The sequence below is a fragment of the Streptomyces liliifuscus genome (assembly GCF_016598615.1).
GTDB lineage: Bacteria > Actinomycetota > Actinomycetes > Streptomycetales > Streptomycetaceae > Streptomyces > Streptomyces liliifuscus.
Genome location: NZ_CP066831.1, coordinates 537,037 through 552,661 on the forward strand (window position 1 = coordinate 537,037; position 15,625 = coordinate 552,661).

The 15,625-nt window shown below is 69.7% G+C and carries 11 protein-coding genes; 5 read left to right on the forward strand and 6 right to left on the reverse strand.

The genetic code is table 11. From position 1 onward, the window contains the following. Positions 1–102: 102 nt before the first annotated feature. Positions 103–1,302: an NAD(P)/FAD-dependent oxidoreductase gene (locus JEQ17_RS02355; RefSeq protein WP_200393599.1), complete on the reverse strand. Its 1,200-nt coding sequence runs from the start codon at positions 1,300–1,302 to the stop codon at positions 103–105. Between the two features lie 251 nt (positions 1,303–1,553). Between JEQ17_RS02355 and JEQ17_RS02360 the strand changes: the two genes are divergently transcribed. After that, positions 1,554–2,342, forward strand: coding sequence for an SAM-dependent methyltransferase (locus JEQ17_RS02360; RefSeq protein WP_200393600.1), 789 nt, complete (start codon positions 1,554–1,556; stop codon positions 2,340–2,342). Between the two features lie 96 nt (positions 2,343–2,438). Continuing rightward, entirely contained in the window at positions 2,439–4,337 is a 1,899-nt protein-coding gene (nhaA, locus tag JEQ17_RS02365) for a Na+/H+ antiporter NhaA (RefSeq protein WP_200401254.1), read from the forward strand. 96 nt (positions 4,338–4,433) lie between these two features. On the opposite strand, the gene JEQ17_RS02370 is transcribed toward nhaA, so the two are convergent. Beyond that, entirely contained in the window at positions 4,434–5,048 is a 615-nt protein-coding gene (locus JEQ17_RS02370; RefSeq protein ID WP_200393601.1) for a VOC family protein, read from the reverse strand. 39 nt (positions 5,049–5,087) lie between these two features. Next, the gene (locus JEQ17_RS02375; RefSeq protein ID WP_200393602.1) at positions 5,088–6,203 is read right to left on the reverse strand and encodes a phage baseplate protein; all 1,116 of its coding nucleotides are present in this window, start codon (positions 6,201–6,203) and stop codon (positions 5,088–5,090) included. A gap of 252 nt (positions 6,204–6,455) precedes the next feature. Between JEQ17_RS02375 and JEQ17_RS02380 the strand changes: the two genes are divergently transcribed. Both JEQ17_RS02380 and JEQ17_RS02385 read left to right on the forward strand, forming a co-directional pair. Then, the gene (locus JEQ17_RS02380) at positions 6,456–9,749 is read left to right on the forward strand and encodes a GH92 family glycosyl hydrolase (protein ID WP_200393603.1); all 3,294 of its coding nucleotides are present in this window, start codon (positions 6,456–6,458) and stop codon (positions 9,747–9,749) included. A 251-nt stretch (positions 9,750–10,000) separates the two neighbouring features. After that, complete coding sequence (locus tag JEQ17_RS02385) at positions 10,001–10,384, forward strand: hypothetical protein (protein ID WP_200393604.1); 384 nt, start codon at positions 10,001–10,003, stop codon at positions 10,382–10,384. Positions 10,385–10,579: 195 nt separating this feature from the next. Here the strand turns inward: JEQ17_RS02385 and JEQ17_RS02390 are convergent, their stop codons facing one another. The 3 genes from JEQ17_RS02390 to JEQ17_RS02400 form a co-directional block, all read right to left on the reverse strand. Continuing rightward, positions 10,580–11,641: a threonine aldolase family protein gene (locus JEQ17_RS02390; protein ID WP_200393605.1), complete on the reverse strand. Its 1,062-nt coding sequence runs from the start codon at positions 11,639–11,641 to the stop codon at positions 10,580–10,582. Between the two features lie 149 nt (positions 11,642–11,790). Beyond that, positions 11,791–12,366, reverse strand: a complete 576-nt coding sequence (locus JEQ17_RS02395) for a helix-turn-helix domain-containing protein (protein WP_200393606.1) — start codon at positions 12,364–12,366, stop codon at positions 11,791–11,793. Further along, on the reverse strand, positions 12,366–13,178 hold the full coding sequence (locus JEQ17_RS02400) for an alanyl-tRNA editing protein (protein WP_234048014.1): 813 nt from the start codon (positions 13,176–13,178) through the stop codon (positions 12,366–12,368). The genes JEQ17_RS02395 and JEQ17_RS02400 overlap by 1 nt, the downstream gene beginning before the upstream one ends. 239 nt (positions 13,179–13,417) lie before the next feature. Here JEQ17_RS02400 and JEQ17_RS02405 point away from each other — a divergent pair, with 239 nt between their 5' ends. Further along, a complete protein-coding gene (locus JEQ17_RS02405) occupies positions 13,418–15,526 on the forward strand; it encodes a LamG domain-containing protein (protein ID WP_200401255.1) in 2,109 nt (702 codons plus the stop codon). Positions 15,527–15,625: the final 99 nt, after the last annotated feature.

The following is a 15,625-nucleotide window of genomic DNA, read 5'->3' on the forward strand; positions in this document are numbered from 1 at the left end:
CGTGGATATGTACCCGGTCCCAAGACGGGCTATCGCCTGCCGAGCCCCCTCCTCCTTCGGCCGACCCGCTCGGTTCGGCCGAAGGAGGACAGGGCTTGGCGGCTAGGCCGCGCGTCCCGTGTCGGACGGGGTCGTGCGGTGTTCCGGCCGGGGCGTCTCCAGGCGGTCGGTGTCGTCGCCGTGGGCTGTGCGGGGACCGGCCTTGCGTGCCCCGGACACCAGCTTGCCGAGGGTGAACCGGCAGGCGATCTCCTTGACGCCGGCACCGGTCCGCCCGCTGATGCCGATCGCGTTCACCTTGTCGTTCGGGTACGAGAACTGGGTGACGCCCTCCCTCCGGCCGAGGCTGAGGCACTGCCCGGCGAAGAACATCCGGACGGAAGCGGGTGTCTTCCCCGCGATCCGGCGCAGGATCGTGTCGGCGGCGGCCGGGCCCATCTGTACGGCGGCCTGGCAGCTCATCCGGAACGGGTGGTCCGGCATCGCCCCCGCGTCCCCGGCGGCGACGATGCGCTCGTCGTCCAAACTGGTCAGCGTCGTGTCGGTGAGCAGCCGACCCGCGGAGTCGGTGCGCAGCCCGCTGTGGGCGGCCAGGTCCGGGACCCGGAAGCCCGCTGTCCAGATCGTCACCGCGCCGACCACCTCGCGGCCGTCGTCCAGCCGTACGCCCTCGCCCGTCACCTCCGTCACCTGTGCGCCGGGACCTTCGAGGACGGTCACACCGAGCCGGGCGAGCCGACGGGCGACCGGGCGGCGGACCCGGGCGTGCAGGGAGGGGCCGAGCACGTTGCCGCAGACCAGGGTGACCTTGCGGCCCGTTTCCGCCACCTCGGCGGCGGTCTCCAGACCGGTCGGGCCGGCCCCGACCACGGTCACCGAAGCCGACGCGGGCGCCGCGTCGAGCACCGACCGCAGTCGTTCCGCGCCCTCGAGGTCCGACACCCAGTGGGCGAACTCCGCCGCTCCGGGCACACCGGGGTCGGCGGCGCCGCTGCCCACCGCGTAGACGAGATAGTCGTACGAGAGCGTGTCACCGCCGGCCAGCGACACCCGGCGTTCGGCGGCGTCGATCCGGGTCGCGGTGTCGACCACCAGCCGCACGTTCCCGCCCAGGACCTCGCCGAAGCTCTCGACCGCGTCGTCGGAGCCGGTCGCGAGCTGGTGCAGACGGATCCGCTCGACGAATTCGGGACGAGGGTTGACCAGGGTCACCGACACGCCGTCGCGCCGAGCCAGGCGGTTGGCCGCCGTCACGCCCCCGTAGCCGCCGCCGACCACGACCACCTGAACATTCCCGTTCATCATGTCTCCCTGTGTCTACCTCGAGTGATGGACTCGGCATGGAGACACCAGCCGCGCATCCCGTGTCACGGCCCGCGGATGAGACGTAGCCCACATCGGACACCCTGGCCTCACCTTGTCCAGTTCAACGAGGCACGTGGGCGCTGGGACGCTCTTCCCTCCCGCGCGAAGCACATGATCTACTCGACCAGGGCACATGGAGTACTCGGCCTGGCCCAGTCACCTGGAGCGACGGACACGACGGAGCTGTCATGCCGACCGGCCCACAACGGTTCTCACGGATCGTCACCGACAAGGCCCATCCCGCGCGGGTCTACGACTGGCTGCTGGGCGGCAAGGACAACTATCCGGTCGACGAGGCCGTCGGTGAGAAGCTACCGCCCGAGGCCAGGGACGCGGCGCGGCAGAACCGCCAGTTCATGCACCGGGCGGCCGCCTGGCTCGCCACGCAGGGCATCGACCAGTTCCTGGACATCGGAACGGGGATCCCCACCGAGCCCAACCTCCATCAGGTCGTTCAGGGCATCGTGCCGACGGCGAAGGTCGTCTATGCCGACAACGACCCGATCGTCCTGCGTCATGCCGAGGCATTGCTGGTCAGCCTGCCCGGAGGAGTCACCGACTACATCGAGGCCGACGTCCGGCAGCCGCAGGGGATCGTCGAGCACGCCCGGCGCGTCCTGGACTTCAACCGCCCGATCGCGCTGTCGCTGATCGCGCTGATGCATTTCGTCCCCGACGAGCAGGACGCGCACGCCATCGTCCGCGATCTGGTCGCCACACTGCCGCCGGGCAGCTATCTGGTGCTTTCGCACGCCGCCTCCGATCTCTATCCGGAGCTTGCCGCACAGGTCACCGCCGAGTACGCCAAGGGCGGGATCCGGCTCGGCTTCCGGACCCGTGCCGAGGTGGAGCGCTTCTTCGACGGCCTCGACCTCGTTCCGCCCGGCCTGGTCACCGCGACGGAGTGGGCTCCCTCGGGCAAGGAGCAGGAAGCCGAAGGCAGTGGCATCTACGTGGGAGTGGCCCGCACTTCGTGAATCGCGGGCTCTCCCCACGGACAGCGTCGGCGGTGGCGGCGGTCCCCTCTTCGCCGGGTGCCGAATCCTGAGTGGGGTCAGACTTGTGGGGTGACCGTGCCACCTGAGACCTCACCCCCGTCGGGACAGACCCTCTGCGGCCAGGACACGCGCGGTCCTCTGAGTGTCTTCCTGCGGACGGAGACCGGCAGTGCCTCGGTGCTGCTCGCCGGCGCCCTCGCCGCTCTCGTCTGGGCCAACATCGCCGCCGGTTCGTACGAGGCGCTGTGGGGAACCGAGTTGTCGGTCCGTATCGGATCGGGCGAGGTGTCGCTGGACCTGCGCGAGTGGCTGAACAGCGGGCTGATGACGTTGTTCTTCTTCGTCGTCGGCCTGGAAGCACGCCGTGAGTTCGACATGGGCGAGCTGCGAGAACGCCGACGGATCACCCTGCCGCTGCTAGCCGGGCTCAGCGGCATGCTCGTGCCCGTCGCGATCTACCTGTCCGTCAACGCGGGCGAGGACTCCGTGCACGGCTGGGGTGCCGCGATGTCGACAGACACGGCCTTCGCGCTCGGCATGCTCGCCGTCTTCGGGACCCGGCTGCCCGGCAGCCTTCGGGTCTTCATCCTCACGGTCGCCGTCGTCGACGACTTCCTGGCGCTGGCCATCATCGCCTTCGCCTACAGCGAGGCCGTCTCCCTGCCCGCACTGCTGACCGCGCTCGCGCTCTTCGCCGTCGTCCTGCTGGTGCTACGCACCCTCGGCATGCGATTCCCTTCGCTGTACGCGATCCTGGGCGCGGCGATCTGGGTGGCACTCCTGAAGTCCGGGGTGGACCCGGTCGTGACCGGCCTTGCGATGGGCCTTCTGACCTATGCCCGCCCGGCGGAGCGCCAAGACCTGGAACGGGCCAGCAGGCTGTTCAGACGCTTCCGCGAACAGCCGACCCCGGAACTCGAGCGCTCGGTACGACGTCAGATCGCCTCGACGCTCTCCCCCAACGACCGCCTCCAGCGGATGCTGCACCCCTGGACGAGCTATGTGATCGTGCCGCTGTTCGCCCTCGCCAACGCTGGCATCACTCTCAGCGCCGACCAGTTGGCCCGGGCCTTCACTTCACCGGTCACCCTCGGCATCCTGTTCGGCTATGTCCTCGGCAAGCCGCTCGGCATCATCGGCGCGACCTGGCTCACGACGCGCCTCAGCGGAGGGCGCCTGCACCCGCCGGTCGGCTGGGGCGCCATCACGGCCGGCGGCACCCTGGCCGGGGTGGGCTTCACCGTGTCCCTGCTGATCGCCACCATCGCCTTCGACGGTGACGAGCTGGAGCAGGCGAAGGTCGGGATCCTGGCCGCCGTCCTGTGCGCCTTCCTCCTCACCTGGCTGGTCACCGGAGTGATCGGCGCCCTTCCGCGACACTCCCGTGCCCGCGCGCTCCTCGGCACCGGCCGGTCGATCGTCGACCTCAGCGATCCTGTCGACATGGACCGCGACCACGTACGCGGCCCCGTGGACGCACCCGTGACACTCCTTGAGTACGGGGACTTCGAGTGCCCCTACTGCGGGCTGGCCGAGCCCGTGGTGCGCGAGCTGCTCGCCGACTTCGGGGACGTGCGCTATGTATGGCGGCATCTGCCGCTCACCGACGTGCACCCGGGCGCCCAGCTCGCCGCGGAGGCCGCCGAAGCCGCCGCCCGCCAGAACAGCTACTGGGAGATGCACGAGCAGATGATGCGTCATCAGGGAGAGCTGCGGCCCAGGGACCTGCTCCGCTACGCCGAGGAGATCGGTCTCGACATCGACCGGTTCCGCGCCGACCTGAGGGCCGGTACGGGAGCCGCCCATGTTGCCGCGGACGTGGAGTCCGCCGACCTCAGCGGGGTGTCCGGCACCCCCACGTTCTTCGTCAACGGCCGTCGCCATCACGGCGCCTACGACATCGCCACCCTGTCCGCGGCCGTACGCGCCGCGCGGGCACGAGCAGCTCTCACGGGAGCGGGTCACGAGAACTGACGTCCGGTTCCGCGACGGTCGTCCTCCGGTGCCGACGGGTCGGGGCAGAGCGAGCACTCGTCGTGCCTCGCCTCCGCGATGCCGTCGGACGGGGCCTCATGCCGCCGCGGGCTCCCACAGGAACCCGTCCGGGTCGGTGAAGGTCTCGGTGCCGCCGCCGATGGTCAGACAGTGGGACCCGCTGCCCTCCGGCGGGACTCCGGCGACCTTGGCCAGGCCGCGGCGTCCGTACAGCGACAGCTTGATGGGACTGGACGAACCGTCGAACTCGACGTACTTGCTGCCGAAGCTCTTCGCGACCGTGAGGCCGCGGTCGACGTAGAACTGCTTGGTCGCGGCCATGTCCGAGACGCCCAGCAGGACAACGATCTCGTCGATGTTCCGGCTGTCCGGGCCGGTGTCCTTCTTCGACGAGCTCGCGAGCTGCCAGATCGTCCCGTCCGGGGCCTGTACGACGCCGCCGTAGCCCCACAACGACTTCTTGGCGGGCTTCAGCTCGGTGGCGCCGGCGGCCAGGGCCGCGCCGAAGAAGCCGTTGACGATCGACGGCTGGGAGACCACGAGGGACACCGTGAACCCGCGGAAGCCGGATGTCGGCTCCTCCGAGGCCCGCAGACGTACTTCTTTGCCCAGGCCGAAGGCCTCCGTGTAGAAACGCTCGGCGGCCGTGGGGTCGGCCACCTCAAGGGTGAGGAACTCGATGGAAGTCATGAGATTCACGCTAGCCGCGACCCGGTGACCGGCGCTTCTTCAATCCTGATCGGTATGCCCACCTGGGTGCTGCCGGGGCCCGGAGCTGGGCTCCTCCCGGGCCTCCGGCTTCTGAACGTCCGCTGCCTTCGTGGCCGCCTGGACGAACTGGGTCTTGTAGAAGACGCTGGACTGCCGTACGCCGTCGGTGTTCGAGTGGAAGCCGAAGGCCAGCCGTGCGGCGCCGGACGCCAGCCAGATCGCCATGCCCTGCGGTTCACGGCCGGGCAGTGACGCGCCGGCCGTCGTCTCCCACCGGTCCACGACGGTGGACTGTCCGGTGCCGTTCAGGTCGATGACCGAGATGTACGACGGGCCGTTCGCCGCGCCTTCCAACAGGTAGGCGTAGCGGCCGTAGACGGCGAAGCCCTGGAAGGGGTTGGCGGTCCCCCAGTCACCCCTGGACGGCAGGGCCCGTTCGGCCAGCCGGTGTTCCGGATCCTCGGTCAGCCGTCCCGCGCGGGCGTCGCTCATGGTGAAGCCGACAATGCGCGGCATGTCCGCGGCCACCTTGTAGCGCACCCAGAGCCGGTCGGTGGACGGATCGATCGCGGGCTGCGGATTGACCATGGTGTCGGCGATCGACGGTGTGCGGTCCTGGATCGCGGCGCTGGTCATCTCCAGCGTCGCCCCGTTGACGAACTTGAACCGTCCCACCTTGGTGCCGAACCCGGACGCGCTGCTCCACCACTCGGTCCACAAGTAGACGGAGCCCTGGTAGGGCTCCACGCCGATCTGGACCCCGTGGCCGAAGTTGTGCAGCGCCATCGCGCCGAGCTCGTTGCCGGAGAGGTCGGTCTTGGTGATCCACAGATCCCCGACGCGCTCAGGGTCCGTGTTCGACGTGTTGGTCTGGGCGAAGTAGATGTGCTGGTTGACGTTGTCGTACGCGAACGACTGCATGACCCAGTTGGCGTGCAGGGACTTCCTCTTGACGGGATTGTCGCCGTCCCCGTCGAGCTTGAACCGCGGCGAGTCGTCCACTACTGCATGCGCGGGGCCGGCACCGAGCAGAGTGGTTCCGGCGCCGAGCAGGGCCGCGGCGGCCATGCCCCCGCCGGTGCCCAGCAGCCGCCGTCGGCTGAGACCAGGGTCGTTCGAACGTATCGGGTGCATGTGTCTCCAGGCACTGGATGGCTGATCCACCCATTCAAGCAAGCGGGTCGACGCGGTACCGGGAGTTTCTCCGCGGCGCGGGGCACAAGGCGCGTCGCGGAGGATGCTCACGACGTCCCGGTCCTGCACGGGCGTCGACGTCGGCGAACTCAACTGCGCACGGCGGCGTTTGGGCCATTGACAGCGATCCGGTCGGCATGGCAGGTTCTCGGTCTGTCCAGCCGAGACAACGTTGTCAAGGAGGTCTGCCCGATGCGGCTGTCCGTCAGACGGATAACGGCCCGCGCAATCGCTGTGGGCGTCAGCCTGCTCATTCCAGGCCTGCTGTTCGGGGGTGCGCTTCCGCCGGTCGCGGCCGCCGCCGAGCCGGTCTCCGACCCCGCCGCACTGGTGAATCCCTTCATCGGCACCCAGAACTTCGGGAACACCTTCCCCGGGGCCGCCGCCCCCTTCGGCATGGTCCAGGTCAGCCCGGACACCGGCGGTCAGGGCGGATACGACTATCAGCAGGACAAGATCCACGGGTTCAGCCAGACCCATCTCTCCGGGGTCGGCTGCGGTGTCTCCGGCGAGCTGCCCATCATGCCGACCACCGGCGCGGTCGACAGCGTGAACCCGGACACGTACCGCTCCAAGTTCTCGCACGACGACGAGGAGGCCTCCCCCGGCTACTACCGGGTGGGGCTGTCGACGTACGACATCGAGGCCGAGCTGACCGCCACGCAGCGTACCGGCTGGCAGCGGTACACCTTCCCGGCCACCGGCGCGGCGAACGTGCTGTTCAACACCGGCAAGGCCAACCAGCAGGTGTTCGACTCCGAGGTGCACGTGGTCGGTGACCGCACGGTGGAGGGGCGGGTGCGTGCCGGAGGGTTCTGTGCCGGGAAGGACAAGCACACCGTCTACTTCACCGCCACCTTCGACCGGCCCTTCAAGGACCACGGCACCTGGCGCGGTTCAACTCCCCAGCCGGGCACGCGCGATGCCGAAGGGGACGGTGCCAACGGTGCCTGGGTGACCTTCGACGCGACCGACGACCGGGACGCCGTCGTGAAGGTGGGCCTGTCGTACACCGGCATGGACGGTGCCCGGAAGAACCTCGCGGAGGAGACCGGCGACTCGTACGACTTCGACGCGACGCGCGCCGGGTTGCGCGCCACCTGGGAGAAGCAGCTCTCCTCGATCAGGATCGGCGGAGGGTCCCAGGAGCGGCGGAAGGTGTTCTACTCCGCGCTCTACCACGCCCAGTTGCACCCGAACCTGGCCGGTGACGTCGACGGCCGCTACACGGGGTTCGACGGCGCGGTGCACACCGCCTCCGACTTCACGCCGTATCAGAACCTGTCGCTGTGGGACACCTACCGGCCGCAGAACCAGCTGCTGGAGATGCTGGAGCCACGGGTCGCGCGGGACGTGGCGCTGTCGGTCCTCGCGATCGGCAAGGACGGCGGGTGGCTGCCCCGTTGGGCCCTCGCCAACAGCGAGACCAACATCATGACCGGTGACCCCGTGACGCCGTTCCTCGTCGAGGCGTGGTCGAAGGGCCTGCTGGCCGGTCACGAGGACGAGGCGTACGCGCTGCTGAAGAAGAACGCGACCAGTACCCCGCCCGCCGATTCCCCGTACAACGGCCGCTCCGGCGTGGACCAGTACAGCAAGCGCGGCTACGTACCCTCGGGCCTGCAGCTGAAGAAGGACTGCGCGGACAAGGGCGGCGACAACGACTGCACCCACCCGGCTTCGGCGACCCTGGAGTACTCGGCGGCGGACGCGTCACTGGCCCTGATGGCCAAGGGGCTCGGGCACGGCTCCGACGCGCGGATGTTCGCGTCCCGCGGTCAGTGGTACCGCAATCTGTGGGACTCCTCGATCGGCCAGTTCCGGCCGCGCACGACCGCGGGGACGTGGCTGACGCCGTACGACCCGGTCGAGGCGGGCCACCAGTTCCATGAGGGCGGCGCGTACCAGTACCAGTGGCTCGTGCCGCAGGACCCCGCCGGTCTCGTCGATCTGATGGGCGGCCGGAAGGCCACGGAGAAGCGGCTCGACTCCTTCTTCGCCTACGACAGGCTGCTCACCGACCCGGCGGGCACGGCGCGCGAGGACTGGATCTCCCAGCCGTACGACTACTACGGCAAGCCGACCTACAACCCAAACAACGAGCCCGATCTCCACGCGCCCTACATGTATCTGTGGGCGGGCGCGCCGGCGAAGACGGCGACCGTGGTGCGCGCCGCGATGACGCTGTTCACCAACGGGCCCGACGGCATGACCGGCAACGACGACCTGGGCACCATGTCGGCCTGGTACGTGTTCTCCTCGCTCGGCCTCTACCCGACGATGAGCGGCGGCGACTTCATGGCGCTGTCCAGCCCGCAGTTCGACTCGGCGGCCATCACGATCGGCCGGTACGGGAAGCGGCAGGGCGGAACACTGACGATCGACGCGCCGGGGGTGAGCGACACCAACCGGTACATACAGCGGGTGTCGTTGGGCGGCCGGGACGTGAAGCGCACCTGGCTGGACTGGGACAAGCTCTCGCACGGCGGCACTCTGGTCCACCGGCTCGGTGCGACGCCGTCGGGCTGGGGTACCGGTGCGGATGCCCAGCCGCCGTCGGTCAACCGTGCGGACGCCGACGGCCGACGGCACCTGGACGCGTCCCTGCGGAGCTCCTCCGACGTCGTCCCGGTCGGCGACACGGATCAGACCGCCCACCTGACCCTGGACGTCCTCGGCCAGGCCCCTGGCGAGCTGCGGGCGTCGGTGACGGCTGAGGCGCCCACGGGCTGGAAGGTGACGACAACTCCGCGCTCGCCACTGCGGATCCGGTCCCTGCACCTGCCCGTGCAGAAGACGGTGTCCGTGAAGGTGACCGTGCCGCCGGGCACCGCCACCGGGTCATATCCGGTGCGCCTCACGGTCGAGGCGAAGGGAGCGGGCACGGTCACCCGCGACGCCACCGTCGAGGTGCGCCCGGCCGCGGAATGTGCGACGGCCACGGACAAGCAGTGCGCGGTGGACCTGAGCCGGGACATGGCACACGACGGGACGGCCACCACGGACAAGCCCGGCCAGGGTGACTTCGACGGATCCGGCTGGAGTTACGACGCCGACCTGCTTCCGGCCGCCGGTCCTGTCACCTGGGACGGCGTGAAGTACGAGGCGCCGGATCCGACCGGGACCGCGACGAACTTCGTCGAGGCGCGCGGCCAGACGCTGTTGCTGCCCGCCCGCAGTCACGGCACCCTGCGCCTGGTGGCGGCGTCGCACAACGGGCCGGTGACGACCGGGCTGACCGTCCGATACGCCGACGGCAGCAGCTCCGAGGTCCCGGTCGTGGTCGGCGACTGGGCCGGTCAGGCCCCTGATGGCAGCACCGTCGTCCTGGACATGCCCCACCGGATCAAGGCCGGCCAGGGCGTCGACGGGCCGCCGGTGCGGCTGTTCGGCAGTTCCGTCGAGCTGAACGACGCCAAGGAGATCCGCTCGTTGACGCTGCCGGACGACCCGCGGATCGAGGTGTACGCGATCACGCTGTCGTAGGCGGCCTCGCGGAGGCCGCCGTCGGAGACCGTCCTCAGCCCCCCATCCGCCTCCGCTCCAGCCCGTCCGGCCGGAGCGGAGGCGGGGCGTATCTCTCTCGTTGAGTAGTGGTTACTCATGCCATGCCGCAGCAGCGCGAGGCACTCTCTCTACTGGCTCGTCGGGCCAGGCGAAACCTTCCGGTAGGGGCGAGCGGTTCATGTGCGGGCTCAGCGGAGCCGTGCACAGTCGGCATGCATCAGGAGGCAGGTATGAGAGGCAAGTTACGACGAAGAGGCGCCATGGCCGCGCTGGTCGCGGCGCTGAGTGCCGGTGGGATGGTTCTGTCGACCGTGTCCGCGTCGGCGGCCGCGTCCGCGTCCGCGCTGCTCAGGGTGGAGGTCGGGGCGGCTGTCTTCAACGGCCGCAACCTGGCCTCCGGTACGGTCGGAGTCCCGGATCTCTGGGCCGGGGATGTACTTCTCGCCACCTGCTGGAGCACCGGCGAGAACCTCGGTGGAGGCAACCGTTGGTACCTCACCGTGTACGAGCGCTACAACCACCTCAACGGGCTTGAGCTGACGGTGACCGGGTGGACTTACGCGCCGTTCGTGGACAACAGTGCCGCTTCGAATGGCACCATCACGCGCTGCTGATCTGATGGGCGTTACGCCTTTTCCACCGTGAACGTGCTGGTCAGCGATCCAACGCACCTCCGGTGCGCGCCCAGGGCGGGGTCAATCCCGTGGCGCGCGCCGGAGGTTTTTCCTGCCGTCGAGCTGTTTGCCTATTGGGCAAATAAAATGGCCCCATGGGGGCTCCCAGCTACTGGCCGACCTGGCCGCCTTCGGTCAGCGCGTGTGGCGGCGGACCGCGTCGAGGAGTTGGTCGATGTCGTCGGCGCTGTGGGAGAAGGCGGTGACGAACCGGACGATCCCCGGTTCCCAGCGGTCGTGGTAGAAGGCGTAGCCCTCGGCCAGGAGCCCTTCGGTGACCTCCTGGGGCAGACGGCAGAAGAGGATGTTGGCCTGCGGTGTGGCCAGCAGGCCTGCGCCGGGGGTGGCCTTGAGACCGTCACCGAGCCGGGTGGCCATCGCGTTGGCCTGGCGGGCGTTGCGCAGCCACAGACCGTCGGTGAGGTACGCGTCGATCTGGGCCGTGTGGAAGCGCATCTTGGAGGCGAGCTGGCCGGCTCGCTTGGCGCGGAAGGCGAGTTCGGCGGCGAGTGCGGGGGCGAAGGAGATGATGGCGTCGGCGGTCATCGCACCGTTCTTGGTGGCGCCGAAGGACAGCACGTCGATGCCGGCCTTCCAGGTCATCTCGGCCGGCGTGGCGCCGAGATGCACCAGGGCGTTGGCGAAGCGCGCGCCGTCCATGTGGACGCGCAGTCCCGCGTCCTTGGCGATGGCGGACAGACGGCGGATCTCCTCCAGGGTGTAGACGCTGCCGCTCTCCGTGGCCTGGCTGATGCTCACGGCGGACGGCTGCACGCTGTGCACGTCACCGGCCCGACGGCGCACCGCCGCCTGCAACGCATCGGGGTCGATCTTGCTGTCGGGGCCCGGCACCCCGACGAGCTTGGCGCCGTTGGTGAAGAACTCCGGAGCCCCGCACTCATCGGTGTTGATGTGGCTTTCGGGGTGCGAGAGCACGCTGCCCCACGGCGGGGTGAGGGCGGCCAGGCTCAGGCCGTTGGCGGCGGATCCGGTGGAGACCGGGAAGACGTCGACGTCCCGCTCGAAGATCTCGCCGAGCCTGCGGCGGGCGCTGTCGGTGTAGGGGTCGTTGCCGTACGGCAGGACCTGTCCGGCGGCGGCGTCGGCGACGGCCTGGGCTATCTGCGGGGATGCCCCGGCCATGTTGTCGCTGCTGAAGGCACGGCTGGAGGGGGTGATGGCGATGGTGGTGCTCATGAGGGGTCTTCCTTGGTCTCAAGTACTGAGGTCTCAGGCGTGGGGTCTCAGGCGTGGGGTCTCAGGGGTGGCGTCTCAGGCGTGGGGTCGCAGCGGCCGGGGTCTCGAGCGCCCGGGTCTCAAGCGCCGGGGTCTCAGGTGCCGGGGTCTCAGGTGCTGATGGGCGAGGCGAAGACGACGGTGATGTCCACTTCCTCGGCGCCGGTGCGGTAGAAGTGCGGGGCGTCCCCGGCGAAGGCGAGCATGTCGCCGGGTCCCAGGTCCTGCGGGGCGTCGACGGGACCGGCGGTGACATGCCCGGTGGCGATGAGCAGGTGCTCGATCGTGCCGGTGGCGTGCGGGACACCGGGCAGCTCCGTCTCGGGCGGAATGCGCAGCCGCCAGATCTCCAGGCTGTTGCCACTGCTGATGCGGCGCAGCAGTTCCCGGGAGACCTCACCGGGCTCGGCGTCCGTGCCCGGCCGGAAGACCGGCCCGGTGTCGGCGTCGCGCGCCAGCAGGTCGGCGATCGGGATGCGCAGGGCGACCGCGATCGCGTCCAGGGTGTCGATCGTCGGATTGCCGTTGCCGGCCTCCAACTGCGACAGCGTGGCCTTGCTCAGCCCAGCGCGCCGGGCCATCTCCGCGGCACTCATACCGCGCTGCTGACGGCGCAGCCGGATCTTCGCGCCGACCGCGGCGGCGGTACTGCTCACTGGCTGACGGCCGGTCGGCGGGGGCGTCATCAGTGGCTCCTGTGCGTTGCGGTACCCGATACGTGGGGTGCGGCGTCGTATGGCACGTGCGTCGCAGCGCGGGGCACGTGCGTCGCGGTGTAGGACAACACATGCGTCGCGGTGTAGGACACGCGGATGCGGCCCTTCTTGACCTTGAGCGTAGGCAGCACGACATCGGCCAGGTCGCCGAGGCTGCGCACGTGCGTACCCCCGCACGGCGCGGAGTGGAGCGAGTCCAGGTGCACCACGCGCCGCCCGTCGGCGAGGCACCGCGCGAAGACCGGCAGATCGTCGGCGACCGCTGCTGCCACGGCGACGCGCAGCAGGGCGGTCACCTCCTCCCGCCCTTCCGGGTCGGCCAGCCGTGTGTCCGTCCTCGGGGCCTGGAACTCGATGCGTGCCTGACCGGGGAAATGGTTGCTGGCGACCATCTCCCACCCCTGCATCCGCCCGGCCGCTTCGACGAGGTGTCCGGCCGTGTGCAGTGCGGCGTGAGCGGTCCGGACCCGAAGGTCGATCCGGGCCCGCACGTTCTGTCCCTCGGCGAGGGGCGGAAGGCTGCCGCCCTCAACTGCCCTGACCAGGACCAGTCCCGACTCGCGGTCCCGCACCGGGACGACCTCGGTGTCCTCCAGCCACCCCCGGTCGGCGGGTTGGCCCCCGCCCTGCGGATGGAAGGGGTTGCGCTCGACGGCCGCCCATGGCGTTCCGTCCCTCTCGTCGACCGCGATCACCCGCGTATCGACCTGCTCCAGGTAGGTGTCGTCGAGGTAGGCGCTGACCTGTGCGCCAACCTCAAGCACCGCGATCGAGTGAACCATGCGTTCACTATACCGAACTATCTCTGAGCTAGTAAACCTGGCGTTCGTTTTACTGAACAGCTCCGGTCGAGTCAGCGCCACTGCGGGCTGGATGGCTCCGCGTGAGCGAAAACCCTGTCGGTGCTTGTCAGTGCCCTCTGTTAGCTTCAGGCGCTCGTGTGATCCACGAGCCTCAAGCGCTCACAGGGGAGGGACACTTGACCAGGTTCAGAAGGACGGGCAGACGCAGACGGACGGTGATGGGGAGCTGCGCGGTGGCGTTGCTGTTCACGGCCACCGGGACGGCGTACGCGGTGGACAACCTGCCGCCGAAGCAGCCGCTCGTCCAGGATCTCAAGTCGGGAAGCAAGGCCTGCGCGACCGGCGACAACACGCCATACGTCTCGGCGCCGCCCAGGCTCGACGCAGTGCTGTACGACCCGGAGGAGGACAACCAGCCCTCCGAATTCAGCCCGGTCACCGGCGAGTTCGAAGCCTGGTGGACGGACGCGTCAGGCGTGGAGCAGCGGCGCGACCACACCACCATCACCCAGTCGTCCGGATCGCACCACTACTGGACGGTGCCGGGCGACATCCCGGCGAACACCGTCGTCTCCTGGCACGTCCGCGCGAACGACGGCAAGGCGACCTCCGCGTGGAGCGACGAGGGCGACGGCTCGGTCTGCTCGTTCGTGTACGACGACGTGAGCCCGGCGAAGGCAACGATCACCTCTCCCGAATACCCCAACCCCGAGGAAGTGTTCTGGGTTGACGGAGTGGGCGTCTACGGCCACTTCACCATGGACTCACCCTCCGACGACGTGGTGTCGTACACGTACGGCTTCCTGGGCGGCCCCTATGGGACCGTTTCCGCGGAGCGTCCCGGCGCGGCGGTGACCATTCCGTACCTGCCGCTCACCTCGGGGCCCAAGGCGCTGACGGTCCGCGCGATCGACCGGTCGGGCCGGAGCAGCGGGGAGTCCCGGTACGAGTTCAACGTGAAGGCCGGCCGTGCTCCCGTCGCCCGCTGGAAACTGGACGACCCTGCGGGTTCCCGCTCGGCCGCTGCCGAGACCGGCACCGCCGCCCGTGCCGGCACCGGCGTGACCTTCGGCGGCCCGGTACCCGCGGGCACCAACACCTCCGCCACGGTCGGTCTCGACGGCAGCGGCCACGGTTTCCTCACCCCGGACGCCCCGGCGACCGACATCCGCAAGACCTTCGCGGTGAGTGCGTGGGTGCGGCCCACCTCGACCGGACGGAACATGACGGTCGCCAGCCAGGACGCCAACGGGACTCCCGGCTTCGGCCTGGGGCTGCGCCGTCAGGACTCCGGTGCCGCCTGGTCGTTCTCGGTCGGTGGCGCACGGGTGTCCGGCGGCGCCCCCGAGACCGGCGAGTGGGCCCATGTGCTGGGTCTGTACGACGCCGAGACCGCAAAGGCGCGGCTGTACGTCAATGGCCACGAGGTCGGGACGGCGGCGGACGCGGCTCCGGCCGAGGCGGCCGGCGCTTTCCAGATCGGGCGCGCCCGAGGGACGGCCGGCTATCGGGACCGGTGGCAGGGGAACATCGGTGACGTTCAGGTTCACGACCGGGTAGTGGTGCCGGAGGAGGTGGCCGAACTGGCGTACCGCAAGCCGAAGTTGCTCGGCCACTGGTCACTGGAGAACGCGACGGACGGCGTGAGTCCCGAGCAGTCGGACGGCGCGCCTCTGCGGCTCGGTGCGGGTGCTTCGATCTACCGGGGCTCCGACAGTTCCTGTATCCCGGACCTCGACCCCGACTGCACCTACGTGCCGCCGCCGCTGGTCGGTGACGGGCATCTGCGTCTGGACGGCGAGAGCGGGTACGCCGCTGCCGACGGGCCCGTCGTGGACACCGGGGACAGCTTCACGCTCGGTGTGGTCGTGCGCCTCGCGGACTCCGAGCCCGCCCACCCGATGACCGTGCTCTCGCAGGCCGGTGAGCACACCGACGCCTTCAAGGTGCGCTACGAACCGTCCTCGCACACCTGGCAGTTGGTGATGCCGGAGAAGGACGAGGCCGGAGCCCCGGAGCAGGTGGTGTCCCAGATCGAGGGCGCGGACGGGGGCGAGGGCCAGGGGCATCACCTTGCTGTGGTCTACGACGACGCGACCGACACGATCAAGCTGTACCTCGACGGGTACACCAACGCCCAGGCCACCGCGAGCCTGCCCAACGGCTGGAACAGCACCGGCGCCCTCCAGATCGGCCGGGCCAAGGCCGCCGACGGCTGGGGCGAGTACCTGCATGGCGACGTGGACGAGGTACAGGCCTACTCCGGCGCGCTGCGGGACGGGGACGTCCGCGGCCTCGGGTCGGGCACGGATCCTTGTCTGTGCTGACCCCGGATCCCTGATCCCGGAGCCCTGATCTCCGGCCTCCCCTGCGGCCCGCCCGAACCCAGGTTCCGGCGGGCCGTTCTCCGGTCAAGTCCCTCGTGG